This window comes from Curtobacterium sp. MCLR17_044 (assembly GCF_003234435.1).
In the GTDB taxonomy this organism is placed as follows: domain Bacteria; phylum Actinomycetota; class Actinomycetes; order Actinomycetales; family Microbacteriaceae; genus Curtobacterium; species Curtobacterium flaccumfaciens.
On the sequence record NZ_QKTC01000017.1, the window covers coordinates 1 to 16,678 of the forward strand.

10 protein-coding genes and 1 rRNA gene are annotated in these 16,678 nt (G+C 71.2%); 10 read left to right on the plus strand and 1 reads right to left on the minus strand.

The features are described from left to right. The 4 genes from rrf to DEJ04_RS13025 all read left to right on the plus strand — a co-directional run. Positions 1 to 104: ribosomal RNA gene (gene rrf, locus DEJ04_RS13010) — 5S ribosomal RNA — on the plus strand; the annotation flags it as partial. 127 nt (positions 105 to 231) lie between these two features. Beyond that, a complete protein-coding gene (locus DEJ04_RS13015) occupies positions 232 to 1,362 on the plus strand; it encodes an ROK family transcriptional regulator (protein WP_111047337.1) in 1,131 nt (376 codons plus the stop codon). A 103-nt stretch (positions 1,363 to 1,465) separates the two neighbouring features. Further along, positions 1,466 to 3,481 carry a beta-galactosidase gene (locus tag DEJ04_RS13020; RefSeq protein WP_111047338.1) on the plus strand — a complete coding sequence of 672 codons (2,016 nt, stop codon included), beginning with the start codon at positions 1,466 to 1,468 and terminating at the stop codon, positions 3,479 to 3,481. Continuing rightward, complete coding sequence (locus tag DEJ04_RS13025; RefSeq protein ID WP_258371381.1) at positions 3,478 to 5,637, plus strand: alpha-galactosidase; 2,160 nt, start codon at positions 3,478 to 3,480, stop codon at positions 5,635 to 5,637. The genes DEJ04_RS13020 and DEJ04_RS13025 overlap by 4 nt, the downstream gene beginning before the upstream one ends. 459 nt (positions 5,638 to 6,096) lie before the next feature. Here DEJ04_RS13025 and DEJ04_RS13030 read toward each other — a convergent pair whose 3' ends face one another. After that, complete coding sequence (locus tag DEJ04_RS13030) at positions 6,097 to 8,664, minus strand: glycoside hydrolase family 2 protein (RefSeq protein ID WP_111047339.1); 2,568 nt, start codon at positions 8,662 to 8,664, stop codon at positions 6,097 to 6,099. A 116-nt stretch (positions 8,665 to 8,780) separates the two neighbouring features. Here DEJ04_RS13030 and DEJ04_RS13035 point away from each other — a divergent pair, with 116 nt between their 5' ends. From DEJ04_RS13035 to DEJ04_RS13060, 6 genes are read left to right on the plus strand one after another with little or no spacing between them, the layout of a single operon-like run. Continuing rightward, positions 8,781 to 10,466, plus strand: a complete 1,686-nt coding sequence (locus tag DEJ04_RS13035; protein ID WP_111031007.1) for an ABC transporter substrate-binding protein — start codon at positions 8,781 to 8,783, stop codon at positions 10,464 to 10,466. A 34-nt stretch (positions 10,467 to 10,500) separates the two neighbouring features. Next, positions 10,501 to 11,490 carry an ABC transporter permease gene (locus DEJ04_RS13040; protein ID WP_071247140.1) on the plus strand — a complete coding sequence of 330 codons (990 nt, stop codon included), beginning with the start codon at positions 10,501 to 10,503 and terminating at the stop codon, positions 11,488 to 11,490. Positions 11,491 to 11,504: 14 nt separating this feature from the next. Then, the gene (locus DEJ04_RS13045) at positions 11,505 to 12,545 is read left to right on the plus strand and encodes an ABC transporter permease (protein ID WP_111023919.1); all 1,041 of its coding nucleotides are present in this window, start codon (positions 11,505 to 11,507) and stop codon (positions 12,543 to 12,545) included. Next, positions 12,542 to 13,498: an ABC transporter ATP-binding protein gene (locus DEJ04_RS13050; RefSeq protein WP_111047340.1), complete on the plus strand. Its 957-nt coding sequence runs from the start codon at positions 12,542 to 12,544 to the stop codon at positions 13,496 to 13,498. Before DEJ04_RS13045 ends, DEJ04_RS13050 begins: the two co-directional genes overlap by 4 nt. After that, complete coding sequence (locus DEJ04_RS13055; protein ID WP_111047341.1) at positions 13,495 to 14,388, plus strand: ABC transporter ATP-binding protein; 894 nt, start codon at positions 13,495 to 13,497, stop codon at positions 14,386 to 14,388. Before DEJ04_RS13050 ends, DEJ04_RS13055 begins: the two co-directional genes overlap by 4 nt. Next, positions 14,385 to 16,508, plus strand: coding sequence for a glycoside hydrolase family 36 protein (locus DEJ04_RS13060; protein ID WP_111047342.1), 2,124 nt, complete (start codon positions 14,385 to 14,387; stop codon positions 16,506 to 16,508). The genes DEJ04_RS13055 and DEJ04_RS13060 overlap by 4 nt, the downstream gene beginning before the upstream one ends. Positions 16,509 to 16,678: the final 170 nt, after the last annotated feature.

Here is a 16,678-nt window from a genome sequence, read left to right on the forward strand (position 1 = left end):
GCGAGAGGGAAACGCCCGGTCACATTCCGAACCCGGAAGCTAAGCCTCTCAGCGCCGATGGTACTGCAAGGGGGACCTTGTGGGAGAGTAGGACGCCGCCGGACTTAACGTTGAAGAACCAGGGAACCCCTGACCATTCGTGGTCAGGGGTTTTCTGCGTTTGCGGCCCCTTCGGGGTCCTTGTCGACGGGGACCGGTCAGGCCGTAGGATCAGCCGACGACGGAGGAACGATGACCGAAGCCTGGCCGGCCCTGCCCGACGGCTCCCGACTGGCGCTGCGGGAGATCCTCATCCACGGGGTGCTCTCCCGCGCCGAGATCGCTCGGTCACTCGGGCTCTCACGGGCGAGTCTCACCCGGGCCATGCGCATCCTCGTGTCACAGCGGCTCGTGGTCGAAGTGGGGACCGACGTGCGAGGTGCCACCGGTCGCCCGTCTGAGCTCCTGCAGGTGAGCAGCGGGCAGTGGGAGTTCCTCGGCATCAAGCTCACGAAGGACCGCCTGTACGCCGCGGTCACGGACCTGGGCGGACGGGTCCTCGCCCTGCACGAAGAGGCGATCGACGACACCGCCGCCGAGCCACTCGCGGAGCAGATCACCCTGGTGCTCGGTCGGCTCCGGAATGCGCACCCGGCCATCTGTGCGATCGGGGTCTCGCTGCCCGGCGACGTCATGGTCCGCGCGGGGGAGTCCGTCGTCGCGGCGTCGGTGTTCCTCGGGTGGCACGAGGTGCCGTTCGCCCGGATGCTCGAGGAGCGGACGGGGATCGCCACGTTCACCGCGAACGACGTCCACGCGCTGACGGCGAAGGAGCACTGGTTCGGTGCCGGCGCCGGTCGCGGGTCGATGGTGCTCGTGACGGTCGGTGAGGGTCTGGGGCTCGGGCTCATCGCGAACGGGCAGGTCTCCACCGGGGAACACGGGCGACTGGGGCGCATCGGGCACCTCCCGGTCCTCGGGGGCGGTCCGGACTGTGGCCTCGGTCACGCCGGGTGCGCCTCGAGCTACCTGCCGAGTCCGGTCATCGTGCGCAATGCCGGGCACGCGGGGAAGACGTACGACCAGGTGGTCGAGCTCGCGCGGGACGGCGACGAGGGCGCCCTCGCTGCGTTCGAGGATGCCGGCCGCGCCCTCGGGGTCCTGCTCGCCACCGCGGTGCACATCGCGGACCCCTCGGCGATCGTGCTGACTGGTGACGGGCTGCCCGTGTACGACCTGGCGCGGGCGACCGTCGACGAGTCGATGCGAGCCGCACTGGCGCCGTACACCGAGCCGGTGACGGTGGAGGTACAGCCGTTCGAGTTCTCGGAGTGGGCACGCGCGGGGGCGGTCCTCGCCATCCGTCGGCTGCTGGGGGAGTAGGCCGCGACCGGCTTGCAGAGCTGTCGACGCGTTAGTTACACACGTTGACAAACGCCGACGCAGACGGGAGGCTTGAGCGGTCCACACCATCGAAGGAGATGCCGTGACCGCAGCCCCCACCGTCCCGTGGCCGACCGACGGCCTGTCGTTCGGCGGCGACTACAGCCCCGAGCAGTGGCCCCGGGAGACCTGGCTCGAGGACGTCCGCCTGATGCGTGAGGCCGGCGTGAACCTGGTCACCGTCGGGGTGTTCTCGTGGGCACTGCTCGAGCGGTCGCCGGGGGACTTCACGTGGGAGTGGCTCGACGACGTCCTCGCGCTGCTGCACGAGAACGGCATCGCGGTTGACCTCGCGACGCCGACCGCTGCACCACCGAACTGGCTGCTGACCGCACACCCGGAGATCCTGCCCGTGGACGCCACCGAGCGGCGGGAACGACCCGGTGGGCGACTCGGGTGGTGCCCGGCCTCCGAGCTGTTCCGGGAGCACGCGCTCCGCGTGGTCGACGCGCTGGCGGAGCGGTACGGCCGACACCCCGCGGTGCGGCTCTGGCACGTGAGCAACGAGCTCGGCGGCGGCAACGGCCGGTGCTACTGCGAGGAGTCCGCAGCGGACTTCCGGCACTGGCTCGTCGCGAAGTACGGCGACGTCGAGGCCGCGAACGACGCGTGGGGCACAGCCTTCTGGGGGCACACGTACACCTCGTTCGACGAGGTCTCGCCGCCGCGCGGTGTCGGCGGCGCGCCGAACCCCGGGCTCGCGCTGGACTTCGAGCGGTACTCGTCCGACGCCCTGCTCCGCCAGTACGACGCCGAGAAGGCCGTCATCGAGCAGCACTCGGACGTGCCGGTCACGACGAACTTCATGGTGGGTGCCGGGTCGCAGGTCGTCGACTACGCCGGGTGGGCGAAGCACGTGGCGATCGTCGCGAACGACCACTACACGCTCGTCGACGACGCCCGCCGCGAGCAGGACCTCGCGCTGGCCGGGGACAGGATGCGCGGGATGTCAGCGGACCGTCGTCCCTGGCTGCTGATGGAGCACTCGACGGGTGGGCCGAGCTGGCAGCAGCGCAACCGCGCCAAGGAACCGGCCGAGCTCGTCCGGAACGCCCTGGCGCACGTCGCACACGGGTCCGACGGGGCGCTGTTCTTCCAGTGGCGGGCCTCCACCGCGGGCGCGGAGCAGTTCCACTCGGCGATGCTCCCGCACGCCGGCACCCGCACTCGCATCTGGCGCGAGGTCCTCGCCCTCGGCCGGGCACTGCAGGCCCTCGCCCCCGTGCAGGGCACCCGCGTCGAGCCGGCCCGAGTCGCGATCATCGTGGACGAGGCCTCCGGGTGGGCCGTGCAGTCGGGGCTCAAGCCGCACCGGGGCCTGCGCTACGGACGGGAGCTCCGCGCCTGGCACCGCGCGTTCCACGACCGGCAGGTGCTCACGGACGTGGTGCCCGCCGACGCCGACCTGGACAGCTACGACGTGGTCGTCGTGCCGACGATGCTCATCGTCGACGACGCGACCGCCGCGCGGCTGTCCGCCGTGGTGGACCGCGGCGCGACCCTGATCGTCACGTACCTGTCCGGCGTCGCCGACGAGACAGCCCGCATCCGCACCGGCGGCTACCCGGGCGCGTTTCGCGAGGTGCTCGGCGCCTGGAGCGAGGAGTTCACCCCGCTCCAGCGCGATGAACGCTGGACCCTCGACGACGGCGAGGTCGTCACCGACTGGGCCGAAGCGGTCGTCCTCGAGGACGCCGAGTCCGTGCTCCGCTACACCGACGGCCCGCTCGCGGGCCGGCCCGCCGTCACGCGCCGCGCCGTCGGCGGCGGCGCCTGGTACGTGTCCGCGATGCTCGCGGACGACAGCATCCAACGGCTCGTGGACGGGGTGATCGCGGAGCGGGGGATCCTGCGGACGGTCACCGGGCCTCCCGGCCTGGAGGCGGTGCGTCGCGTCGGCGACGACGGTTCCGCCTTCCTGTTCCTCGTCAACCACCGCGCTGACGACGTCACGGTCGTCGCGTCCGGCATGGACCTGCTCGACGGGTCCGGCCACGGGCCGGACACCGTCGTGCCGGCCGGACGCGTCCGCGTGCTGCGCGAGGAGCGGGCCTCGTGACCGTCGTGGAGCGCGAGTCGACAGCCGTCGGTGCAGGCGATCGACGGGTGCACGTGCTGCGATCAGCCGGGGTGTCGCTGGTGCTGGCGTCTGCGGCGGACGGGCTGCCCGAGGTGCTGCACTGGGGACGTGACGTCGGGCCCGTCGCGCCGGACGACGCGGCCGACCTGCTGCTCGCACTCGGCCGGCCGCTCGGGCCGAGTGCGCTCGACGCGCGGTGGCCCCTCACGGTGCTGCCCACCGAGCGCGACGGGTGGGAGGGGCGACCGGGGATCGCCGGGCACGTGGACGGAATCCCGCTCGTGCCGCGGTGGCGTGACGTGGTGGTGATCGGTGACGACGAGCGGATCGTCGTGACCGCCGAGTCGGACTCGTTGGCGCTCCGGAGCGAGTTCGCGCTCGACTCCGCGGGGGTGCTGCAGGTGCGGCACACCGTGACGAACACGCATGCCGAGCCCGTGCACGTGCAGGCGCTCGAGGCGACGCTGCCCGTGGGGGAGCGGATCACCGAGGTGCTCGACCTGGGCGGACGGTGGACCCGAGAGCGCACACCGCAGCGCCGGGCGGCGACGGCCGGGAGCCACGCGCGGGAGAGCCGTCGCGGGCGGACGGGCCACGATTCGCCGACGTTGCTCGTGCTCGGGACGCCCGGGTTCTCGGACGCCGAGGGCGAGCTGTGGGCGGTGCACCTGGCCTGGAGCGCGGACTCCGTGTACCGGTACGACCAGCTCGCCGAGGCGCGACCGCTGCTCGGTGCCGGAGAACTGCTGCGTGCCGGCGAGGTCGTGCTCGGCGAAGGGGAGTCGTTCGCCGCCCCCGACGCCGTGTTCGTGTGGAGCGACACCGGGATCGACGGGCTGTCCGACCGCCTGCACGACTCGTTGCGCAGCCGCCCGGGGCACCCGCGACGACCCCGGCCCGTGGTGCTCAACACGTGGGAGGCCGTCTACTACCGGCAGGAGCTCGAGCCCCTGGTGGCCCTGGCCGAGACGGCGGCGGACATCGGCGTCGAGCGGTTCGTGCTCGACGACGGGTGGTTCCTCGGCCGGCGGTCGGACTCGACCTCGCTCGGGGACTGGCGCGTCGACCCGTCGGTGTGGCCGCACGGGCTGGCACCGCTCGTCGACCGGGTGCGTGCGCTCGGCATGGAGTTCGGGCTGTGGTTCGAGCCCGAGATGGTCAGCCCGGTGTCCGAGCTGGCGGAGGCACACCCCGACTGGATGCTGCAGCGCCCCGAGGACGACGTCCGCACGTGGCGGAACCAGTACGTGCTCGACATGGCGAACCCACTGGCCCGGCACCACGTGCTCGAGAGCATGTCCCGCGTGATCGGCGAGCACCACGTCGACTTCGTGAAGTGGGACCAGAACCGGGACATCGTGCACGCGGTGCACGCGGGCCGCGCCGGCATCGACGCGCACACCCGCGGCGTGTACGCGTTGATGGACGAGCTGCGTGCGCGGCACCCGTGGCTCGAGATCGAGGCGTGCGCGAGCGGCGGTGCCCGGATCGACCTCGGCGTGCTCGAGCGTACCGACCGGGTGTGGCCGTCGGACTCGAACGACGCCTTCGAGCGACTGCCGATCCAGCGGTGGACCGAGGCACTGCTCCCGCTCGAGCTGATCGGCTCGCACGTCGGGCCGGAGATCTCGCACACCACGGGCCGGCACCTCGACCTGGACTTCCGGATGGCGGTGTCGCTGTTCGGCTCGGCCGGCATCGAGACCGACATCACGAAGCTGTCGCCCGAGGAGCTCGACCGGCTCCGGGCCTGGACGGCGCTGTACCGACGGGAGCGCGGGCTGCTGCACTCCGGGCGGCTGCGGCACCTGGACCTCGGAGACCCGGGAACGGTGGCGACGTCGGTCGTGGCCACCGACCGTTCGCGGGCGCTGGTGCGGGTGGCGCGGACGGAGACGGGGCCGAGGTCGTTGCCGGTGCCGCTCCGGGTGCGCGGACTCGACCGGTCGCGGCGCTACCGGCTCGCCCCGGTGTCCGGGCTCGCTGTCCCGCGTGGGCTCGACATGGTGCCGCCGGAGTGGCTCGTGCGCGGACACCTGGAACTGACCGGCGCCGTGCTCGAGGACGTCGGCGCCCGGCTGCCACTGCTCGCACCCGCGACCGCGATCGTGCTGGAGCTCCGCGCGATCGACTGAGCGCTGTCAGCCGGGCTCCTTCGGCCGGGGAAGCGTTTCCTGGTCGGCGACGTGACGGTTCTGGTTCGCGATCCTCGGCGATCGTGAACCAGAACCGTCACGCGTCGAGAGGAAATGGCCGTCCCGGGGCGCTCGGTGTGGGGTGTCGCGCGGTGAACGAGGCGGCGGTGCGGGACGACCCCTCCGTCCGCGGGCTGCGGTGTTGCGGGCTGCGGGCTGCGGTATTGCGGGTGGGAGTGGTGCCGGTGCGAGCGACGGTGCTGCCGGGTGCCGGGTGCCGGGTGCCGGGTGCGGGGTGGCGGTGCTGCGGGTGGTGCGGTGTGGGTGGCGGTGGTGCGGGTGCAGCGGAGGTGTGCGGGCGTGCTCGGGTGACGGTTCCGGTTCGCGAACCCGGGGGATCGTGAACCGGAACCGTCAGCGGCGCGAGGGAACGTCGCCGTCCCCCCTAGGGCGCCCGGGTCAGGGCAGCAGCGAACCCGCGTGGCGGAGGACGAGCGGGTGGACGAGTTCCTGTGCAGCGATGCCCGGCGCACTCGTCACCGTGAAGGTCACCGACTCGCCGGGGAGCAGGGACACCAACCCGTCGTCGACGCGGGCGGCCGCATCCACGCGGTCGGGGAACAGCGAGACGTCGCGCGCGTACGCGGTCGCCGTCACGGTGACCGTTGCGCCGTCCTCGGTCGCCGACACCACCGTGGACAGGGGCGAGGGCTCGAGTGCCTGGTCGACGACCTCGGCGAAGTCGTGCACGGTGCGGGTGCCGGCTCCCGTGACGACGAGGACCTCGGAACCGGGGTCGCCCGGCACCGCGAGCGACGACGGCAGCTGCACCCGGTCGGCATCGGCGGGAGCGGCCGCGAGCATGAACGACGACGACTCGAGCACGGTGCCGTCGAAGGCCACGCGGGAGACCGTGACCTCGTCGGCGACCGACGCCCCGGACGCGTTGACGAGGACGACGTCGAGACCTCCGTCGCCGTCGCCGCCCTGGGCACCGGACGACGGCTGCACGGTGAGCAGCACGGGCTGGTAGGCCTGCCGGACGGCGTACCAGACGGGCTTCCGGATGCCGGCGTGGTCGACCAGCGCCCAGGACACCACGGGCCAGTCGTCGTTGAGCTGCCAGACGACCATGCCGGTGTTGTCGGGCGTGCGGGAGCGGAACCACTCCATGCCGAAGCGGATCGCGTGCGCCTGGTTGAGCTGTGCGGCGAAGTGCCAGTCCTCGATGGAGGTCGGCTCGGGCAGGTGCCCGCGCATGCCGTCGGCGAGCTTCCGGTTGCCCTGGTCGGCCTTCTGGTGCACGAGCATCTCGTGGCCGTCCGGGTCGAGGGGCTCGTCGTGCACCACCGCGGTCAGGGTCGACCACGCCGGCGGGCCCTGGAACCCGAACTCGGCGACGAACCGCGGCTCCCAGTCGGCGTAGGCGCGGTAGTCGAGGCGGTTCCAGACGTCCCAGATGTGCACGCTGCCGTTCCGCTGGTCGTTCGGCGTCAGGTACTCGTCGAACGAGAACGGACTGCCCGGCGTGTACGGCCGGGTCGGGTCCAGCTCGGCGACGACAGACGGCAGCAGGGAACGGTAGTAGCCGTTGCCCCAGGTCCGGCCGACGAGCGACGGCCGCCAGCCCCACTCGGCGTAGGCGACGAGGTTCTCGTTGTTGCCGTTCCACACCACGAGCGACGGGTGCGGGCTGAGGCGGGTGACGGCCTGGCGGACCTCGGGCTCGACCTCGTCGGCGAGCCAGGGCTCCTCGGCGTAGGCAGCACAGGCGAACAGGAAGTCCTGCCACACCAGGACGCCGAGCTCGTCGCACCGGTCGTACAGGTCGTCGGACTCGTAGATGCCGCCGCCCCAGATGCGCAGCAGGTTCATGTTCGCGTCGATCGCGTCCTGGATCCGGTCCGCGTAGCGCTCGGGCGTCATCTCGGTCAGGTAGGCGTGGTCGGGGATCCAGTTCGCCCCGCGCACCATGACCGGACGGTCGTTGACGCGGAGCAGGAACGGCGCCCCGCCGGCGTCGGCAGCGGTGTCGAGGGTGACCGTGCGGAAGCCCACGCGGCCGGTCCACACGTCGTCGCCGACCTCGACCCGCACGTCGTACAGCGGCTGGTCGCCCTCGCCGCGGGGCCACCAGACGGCGACGTCGGGGACCTCGAGGCGGACGGTCGCCGCGCCGTCGACGACGGGACGTGCGCCGACGACCCGGCCGTCGGTGTCGGAACCGGTGTGCCCTGCGGACGCGGGGTGTGGGGCCAGGGTGATCCGGGCCTCCAGGCCGGTGCCCGCGGAACCGTCCGCGGACGCGACGGGCGCGCTGCCGATGGCCTGCGAGAAGGAGCCGGTGGAACCGGCGTGCTCGACGTCGACGTGGGCCGTCAGCACTCCGGTGGTGCCGTCGAGGTCGACGAGCGGGCGGACGGCCGCGATGCGGACGCCGCTCCAGGACTCGATGCCGATCGACTTCCAGATGCCGCTCGTGGCGACGTCGACGCCCCAGTCCCACCCGAAGTTCGACGCGTTCTTGCGGAGCGCGTTGTAGGGGTGGTGGTTGACGTGCGGCAGCTCGCCGCCGTGCAGAGCGGACAGGCGCTCGGCGGCGGGGACGGGCGCGTCAAAGGTGACGACGAGCTCGTTCGTGCCCGGCCGGAGCAGGTGCCCGACGGGGAACCGGTACGAGCGGTGCTGGTTGGCGGTGGTCGCGACGACGATGCCGTTGAGCTCGATCGTGGCGAGGGTGTCGAGGCCCTCGGCGACGAGGTCGTGGCGGGCATGCGTGGTCGGCCCCGTGACGGTCTCGCCCGGCCAGTCGAACGTGCGGCGGTAGCGCCAGACGGTGTCGCCGATCCACTGGGTGGCGGCCTCGCCGTCGCCGTCGAACGGGTCGGGGATCCGGCCGGCCCGCAGCAGGTCGGTGTGCACGCAGCCGGGGACCTGCGCCTCGACCGGTTCGCGGTGCTCCGCCGACTGCTCGGGCCCGGTCACCGCCTCGAGGGTCCACGTGCCGTCCAGGGTGGTCCGCTCCATTGCGTCTCCTCATCGTTACGGGGCCGTGACCCGGCCCCTTGACCGCCTTAGTTTACGCGTGTAACAATCACGCTCACAACGTGGACCCTGCGACGACGCAGACCGAGAGGACAACGATGTTCAACCCAACCCGTTCACGGCTCGCCATCGGCGGCGCCGTTCTCCTCGCAGCCGGCCTCGCGCTCAGCGGCTGCAGCTCCAGCGGCACCGCCAGCACGAACGACGCCGCTGCCTCGACCCTGGTGGCGTACACCGGCCAGTCCGGCGACTACCAGATCAACTTCAACCCGTGGTCGCCCTCCAACATCGGCGGCGTCGGCACGATCTACGAGTCGCTCTTCTTCATCACCAACGTCAACACGAAGGACCCGAAGCCGCTGCTCGGCAAGTCGTACGAGTGGAACGACGACGGCACGCAGCTCACCATCACGCTGCGCGACGGAGCCACCTGGAGCGACGGCGAGCCCTTCACCTCGAAGGACGTCGTGTTCACGCTCGACATGCTCAAGAAGCAGAAGGCCCTGAACTCGATCGGCTACGACGGCACCGCGAAGGCCGACGGCGACGACAAGGTGGTCGTCTCGTTCGACAAGCCGTCGTTCGTGCTCGGCCCGAACCTGCTCGGCAAGACCTGGATCGTGCCCGAGCACCTGTGGAAGGACATCGACCCGACCACCGACGTCGTGCGCGAGCCCGTCGGCACCGGCCCGTACACGCTCGGCACCTTCAAGGCGCAGGCGTTCACCCTCGAGGCGAACAAGAAGTACTGGGACGGCGCCCCGGCCGTGAAGACCATCCGCTACCTGTCGCTCTCAGGCAACACCGCCGGTGCCGACGCACTGAAGCAGGGGTCGATCGACTGGCAGACCGGCCCGGTGCCGAACATGGACGACATCCCCGCCAACTACAACGGCTACGACGGCATCACCGTCGGCCAGAACCAGATGGCCCTGCTGACCTGCGCGAACACCGACCTGGGATGCGCCGGCCCGCAGACCGACCCGGCCGTCCGCCACGCCATCGCCGACGCCATCAACCGCAAGCAGCTCAACTCGCTGGCGTTCGAGAACACCGCGAGCGAGATCTCGCCGACCTTCGCGCTCACCACGACGCAGAAGGACACCATCTCGAAGGACATCGAGCCGGCCGTGATGCCGGAGACCGCCGACACCGACGCGGCCGCCTCGACCCTCGAGGACGCCGGGTGGGAGAAGGGCTCCGACGGCATCTACGCCAAGGACGGCAAGAAGCTGTCGCTCACGGTCGAGGTCGTCACCGGGTGGACCGACTACATCACCGCGATCGACACGATGACGCAGCAGCTCAAGGCCGCGGGCATCGAGCTCAAGGCGCAGCAGTCGTCGTGGAACGAGTGGACCGACAAGAAGACCAAGGGCAACTTCGAGCTCGCGATCGACTCGCTCGGCCAGGGCCCGACGGCGAACCCGTACTACCTGTACAACAACTACTTCACGACGGCCAACACCGCGAAGGTCGGTGAAGCGGCCCCGATGAACATCTCGCGGTACAGCAACCCCGACGTCGACAAGGCCATCGCGAAGCTCGCCACGATCAACCCCGAGGACACCGCGGCGACCCAGCCCGAGCTCGACACGATCCAGGAGCACATCGTCGAGGACCTGCCCTACATCCCCGTGATGACCGGCGGCACGACGAGCGAGTTCCACGCGGCGAAGTTCACCGGCTGGCCGACGAAGGACGACCTGTACGCGTTCCCGGCGGTCTGGGCGAGCCCGGACAACGCCGAGATCTTCAAGGCGCTCAAGCCGGCGAAGGGCTGACACCGATGGGATCGCGACCGAGGGGCACTCGACGATGACCTACTTCCTGCGCAAGATCGGCTTCTACGTCGTCGCACTGTGGGCGGCCCTGACGCTGAACTTCATCATCCCCAGGCTCCTGCCCGGCAACCCGGTGGACATCCTGCTCGCCAAGCTCCAGCAGCGCGGCGGGCAGGTGACCCCGGCGACCCGGGAGGCGTACGAGCTGCTCCTCGGTGGCGATTCCTCGGAGCCGCTCATCTCCCAGTACGGCCACTACCTGGTCAACGTGTTCCGCGGTGACCTCGGCGTGTCCGTCAGTTACTTCCCGGCACCCGTCACCGAGGTGATCGGCAGTTCGCTGCCGTGGACCATCGCCCTGGTCGGCATCGCCACGATCGTGGCCGCCATCATCGGCGTCGGCCTCGGGGCCTTCGTCGGGTGGCGGCCCGGCACCTGGCTCGACTCGTTCGTGCCGGCCACCACCCTGCTCGCCGCGGTGCCCTACTTCTGGCTCGCGCTGATCCTGGTGTACTTCTTCGCCACCGGGCTGCACCTGTTCCCGGCGCAGGGCGGCTACGACGTCATCCTGACCCCCGGGTTCAACTGGGACTTCATCGTCTCGGCGGTGCAGTACGGGGTGTTGCCGGCGGTGACGATCGTGCTCGCGTCGCTCGGCGGCTGGCTGCTCGGCATGCGCAACATGATGGTGTCGACGCTGTCCGAGGACTACATCACCACCGCGCAGGCGAAGGGCCTGTCGGACGGCAAGATCCTGCGGAACTACGCCGCCCGGAACGCCGTGCTGCCGTCCGTCGCCGGGTTCGCGATCTCCCTCGGGTTCATCGTGTCCGGCTCCGTCGTCACCGAGCAGGTGTTCTCGTACCCGGGCATCGGGTCGAAGCTGCTGTCCGCCGTGACGAACAACGACTACGCGCTCATGCAGGGGATCTTCCTGTTCATCACCCTGGCGGTCCTCGGCGCGAACCTCGTCGTCGACCTGCTGTACGGACTGATCGACCCGCGCACGCGGGCCCGGAGCTAGGGGAGGAGACGACCATGACCAACATCCAGCAGGAGACCGAGCCCACCATCGGCGCACTGACCGAGGAGGCCGACAGCACCACGTCGATCGCCACCCGGCGCGCGTCGAAGGGCGGCATCCGCAGGTTCCTCCCCACCCTCACCCCGTGGCTCGTCACGGGCATCGCGCTCGTCGCCGGCGTCACGCTGTTCGGGGTGATCGGACCGCTGCTCGTCGGCGACCCGACCACCATCCGCGACACCGGGCTGCAGGGACCGAGCGGCTCGAACGTCCTCGGCACCACCCAGACCGGTCAGGACGTCCTGGCGCAACTCGCCTTCGCCACCCGCGGGAGCCTGCAGATCGGGCTCATCGTCGGCGTCCTCGCCACGGTGCTGTCCGCGTTCTTCGGCATCCTCGGCGCCTACCTGGGCGGGATCATGGACGAGGCGTTCTCGCTGTTCTCGAACGTGTTCCTCGTCATCCCCGGCCTGCCGCTCGTCATCGTCATCTCCGGCCTGGTGCCGCGTGAGGCCCGCGGGCTCTGGACCATCGCCGTCGTCCTGGCGATCACGTCGTGGGCCGGGTCCGCCCGGGTGCTGCGGGCGCAGACGATGTCGATCCGCAACCGCGACTACGTGTCCGCCGCCCGGGTCGCCGGCGAACGGCCCTGGCGGGTCATCGCCGTCGAGATCCTGCCGAACCTGCTGCCGGTGCTCGCGTCACAGTTCGTGTTCGCGGTGATCGCCGCGATCCTCGGAGAGGCTGGGCTGTCGTTCCTCGGGCTCGGGGCGTCGAACTCCTCGACGCTCGGCACCATGCTCTTCTACGCCCAGAACGGCTTCGCGCTGGCGAACGGCGCCTGGTGGTGGTTCGTGCCGCCGGGCCTGCTCATCGCCCTGCTCGGCATGGGCCTGTCCCTGGTGAACTTCTCGATCGACGAGGTCATCAACCCGCGACTCGCGAACGTGCGTGCGCAGCGACGGCGCGACCGTCGTGCGAAGCGTGCGGCCCGCTCGGGAGGCCCGGCCCGCGTCGCCACCGCCGGTCACGACACGAAGGGGGTCGCCCGATGAGCGCCACCGACACCGCACGACCGGTCACCTCCGGCGCCACGGGCGACGGCCGCCGGCCGGCCGTGCTGACCATCGACCACCTCGACGTCGTCTACGAGACCGAGCACCCCGTGCACGCCGTGAAGGACGTCTCGCTCACCCTGGCGCCCGGCGAGATCCTCGGACTCGCGGGGGAGTCGGGCTGCGGCAAGACGACCCTGGCGTACGCCATCACCCGGCTGCACCGGCCGCCGGCGAAGGTCACGTCGGGCAGCATCACGTTCCACGACCGCGACGGCACCGACGTCGACCTGCTCGGCCTGCCGCACGAGCAACTCCGGGCGGTGCGGTGGTCGAAGCTGTCGATGGTGTTCCAGGGGGCGATGAACGCGCTCAACCCGGTCACCACGATCCGCGCCCAGCTCGACGACGCCCTGGTCGAACACCGCAAGGGCCTGCCGCGCAAGGAACGACGGGCCATTGCCGAGGACGCCCTGCGCCGCGTCGGCGTCGACCGGTCCCGCATCACCGCGTACCCGCACGAGCTGTCCGGCGGCATGCGGCAGCGCGTCATGATCGCGATGGCGATGCTGCTCGAACCGCAGATCATGATCATGGACGAGCCGACCACCGCGCTCGACGTCGTGGTGCAGCGGGAGATCCTGCGCGAGATCGTCCGACTGCGCGACGAGCTCGGGTTCGCCGTCGTGTTCATCACGCACGACCTGCCGCTGCTGCTCGAGATCAGCGACCGGATCGCGATCATGCTCCGCGGCGAGGTCGTCGAGTGCGACCGTGCCAGCGTGATCCAGCACGACCCGCAGCACCCGTACACGCGGAAGCTGCTGCAGTCGTTCCCGAGCCTGTCCGGAGCCCGCGGCGCGTTCATCCGCACCGGGGTCGAGGACGGCGCCGAACCCGAGACCGACACCCGGGCCGTCGTGGTCCAGGCAGCACAGGAGACGGACCGATGACCAGTGTGACCGTCAGCCACCTCGGCAAGGACTTCCACACCCGCAAGGGCCTGAAGCGCACCACCCTGCGGGCCGTCGACGACGTGTCGTTCGACCTGCTGCCCGGCCGGACCGTCGCACTGGTGGGGGAGTCCGGCTCGGGCAAGTCCACCATCGCGCGGATGCTCGCCAAGCTCGAGACCCGGACGCGCGGCTCGATCGACGTGCGGCTCGAGGACGGCACCCCCGTCGAGGGCAGCATGTACCGGCGGCACGTGCAGATGGTGTTCCAGGACCCGTTCGCCTCGCTCAACCCGTTCCACTCGATCGAGCACCACATCGCCCGGCCGCTGCAGCTGCACCACCGAGCCCGCGGCGCTGACGAGACCGCCGACAAGGTGCGGGAACTGCTCGGTCGGGTGAACCTCGACGAGGACTTCGCGTCGCGGCGGCCGCACGAGCTCTCCGGCGGGCAGCGGCAGCGCGTCGCCATCGCCCGCGCACTCGCCCCGGGCGCCCAGGTGCTCATCGCCGACGAACCCGTGTCGATGCTCGACGTCTCGATCCGCCTGAGCGTGCTCAACCTGCTCGGTCGGCTGCAGCGCGAGGACGAGCTCGCCGTGCTCTACATCACGCACGACCTGGCGACTGCGCGGCACTTCTCCGACGAGATCCTCGTGCTCTACCGCGGCCGGGTCGTCGAGCGGGGACCGTCGGACGCCGTCATCCTCGACCCGCACCACGACTACACCCGGCTGCTCGCCGAGGCCGCCCCCGACCCGGAGCGCACCGAGCGCCGGATCACCGCGGGGCCGCCGCTCGACCGGACGAAGATCGACAACACCACGTGCTACGACCACACGGTCGGGGACTGGGTGTCGAGCCAGCCCGCACCGGTCGGGGCGCGATGAGCGACGGATCGACGTTCGTCGACTGGGTCACCGACGGGTTCGGGGCACGGTTCCGGGTCGGTGCGGACCAGCCCGCGGCGCTCGTGTCGTTCGTACCGACCGGCGGAGCGCTCGCCGGTGGCACGCTCGCCGACGGGCCGGACGACCCGCAGCCGCTCGTCGAGCTGACGACGATCGGGCACGGGCGGTTCCCGGGCGGTTTCCGGCACGTGGACTCCACCATCGGGGCGCGACTGCGCCCCGTGTCGCACCACGTGCACGACGACGGGACCGACCTGTGGTTCCGGATCGTGCAGGCGGACGCGGCCACGGGCCTCCAGACCGAGTCGGTGTTCCGGGCGCGCGCTGGCGTGCCCGCGTTCCAGACGTGGACCGAGGTGTCGGCCGAGCACGGTGAGCACGTCGTCGACTTCGTCTCGTCGTTCGCGACCGGGGCGTTCCTGACCGACTCGAGCGCCACCGTCGACGAGCTCGCCCTCGTGCACGCCGACAACGACTGGGCAGCGGAGAGCCGGTGGCGGACCGATCCGCTGCGATCGATCGGGCTCGCGCGCATCGACCGGGAGGCCCAGCACCACCCGCCCCGCAGCCGCGCCGTCGTGCAGAACCGCGGCTCGTGGTCGACCGGTGAGGCGCTGCCGATCGGGGTGCTGCGGGCGGAGGGCGCTGTGTCGCTTCCGTACGCGCTCGTCTGGCAGGTCGAGCACAACGGGCCGTGGTTGTACGAGCTCGGCGAGACCCGGCGGCACGCGTACCTGCTGCTGAGCGGCCCCACCGACCAGGAACACCAGTGGACCACCGTCGTCACGCCCGAGCAGCCGTTCACCTCGGTGCCGGTCTCCGTCGGGATCGCCGGGTCGATCGACGACGCGTTCGGGGTGCTCACCCGGCAGCGTCGGGCGTTCCGGCACGTGCGGGAGGCCGACCGCGCCCTGCCCCTGGTGTTCAACGACTACATGAACACGCTCATGGGCGACCCGACCACCGAGAAGCTCCTGCCGCTGATCGACGCGGCCGCCGACGCCGGAGCGGACCTGTTCTGCATCGACGCCGGCTGGTACGCCGAGGGACACTGGTGGGACACCGTCGGAGCGTGGGAAGAAGCTGCGTCGCGGTTCCCGACGGGGCTCGGGGCCGTCATCGACCACATCCGTGCGCGCGGCATGCAGGCCGGCCTCTGGCTCGAACCCGAGGTCATCGGCATCCACTCGCCGCTGGCCTCGACCCTGCCGTCGTCCGCGTTCGTCGAGCACCACGGGGTCCGGGTCGCGGAGCACGGGCGGCACCTGCTCGACCTGCGCTCGCCGGAGGCTCGTGCGCACCTCGACTCGGTGGTCGACCGGCTCGTCGGGGAGCTCGGCGTGACGTTCTTCAAGATGGACAACAACACCATGACGGGGCCGTTCGCCGGGATGCTCGACCACCAGCGGGCCCTGCTCGACTGGCTCGACGCGGTGCAGGAGCGGTACCCGGCACTGCTCATCGAGAACTGCGCCTCGGGAGCGATGCGCGCCGACTGGGCCATGCTGTCCCGCCTGCACATGCAGTCGACATCGGACCAGCAGGACCCGGTGCTGTCCGCCACGATCGCCGCCGCTGCTCCCGCCGCGATGCTGCCCGAGCAGGCGGGGAACTGGGCGTACCCGGCACCGACCATGGACCCGGAGCTGTTCACGCTGTCGCTCGTGAACGGGGTGCTCGGGCGGATGTACCTGTCCGGGTACCTGAACGAGATGTCGCCGTCGCAGCGGGCGGTGGTCGGTGACGCTGTCGCGGCACACCGGCAGGTCCTGGACGTCGTCGAGGCGTCCGTCCCGGTCTGGCCCCTCGGGCTGCCCGCCTGGGAGGACCCCTGGGTCGCACTCGGCCTGCACGCCACCACGGGCGACCTGTACCTGTCGGTGTTGTCGCTGCCCGGTGCGTCGGCGTCGGTGTCGTTGCCGCTGCCGGCGTTCGCCGGGCAGGCGGTGGTCGTCGAGCCGCTCTTCCCGACGGCACTCGGGTCGTGGTCCGTGGCGTGGGACGCCGCTTCGGGCTCGCTCGAGGTCGTGAACGGCGGATCGACCCCCACAGCGCGGGTGCTCCGCGTCCGATCGCAGGAGGCGGACGCGGGGGCCTGAGTGGGCGCGCGTCGCGATGGCAGGGCGCGCGCTGGAGCGGACGGGAGGCACGGTGCGGGCAGGCACCGTGCCTCCGGTTCCGTCCGTGGTCGCGTCCACGGCGCGGGGGAGGCGGGTTCGTGTCCGCGCGGTGACGGTTCTGGTTCAGGATCCTCGGGGATCGTGAACCA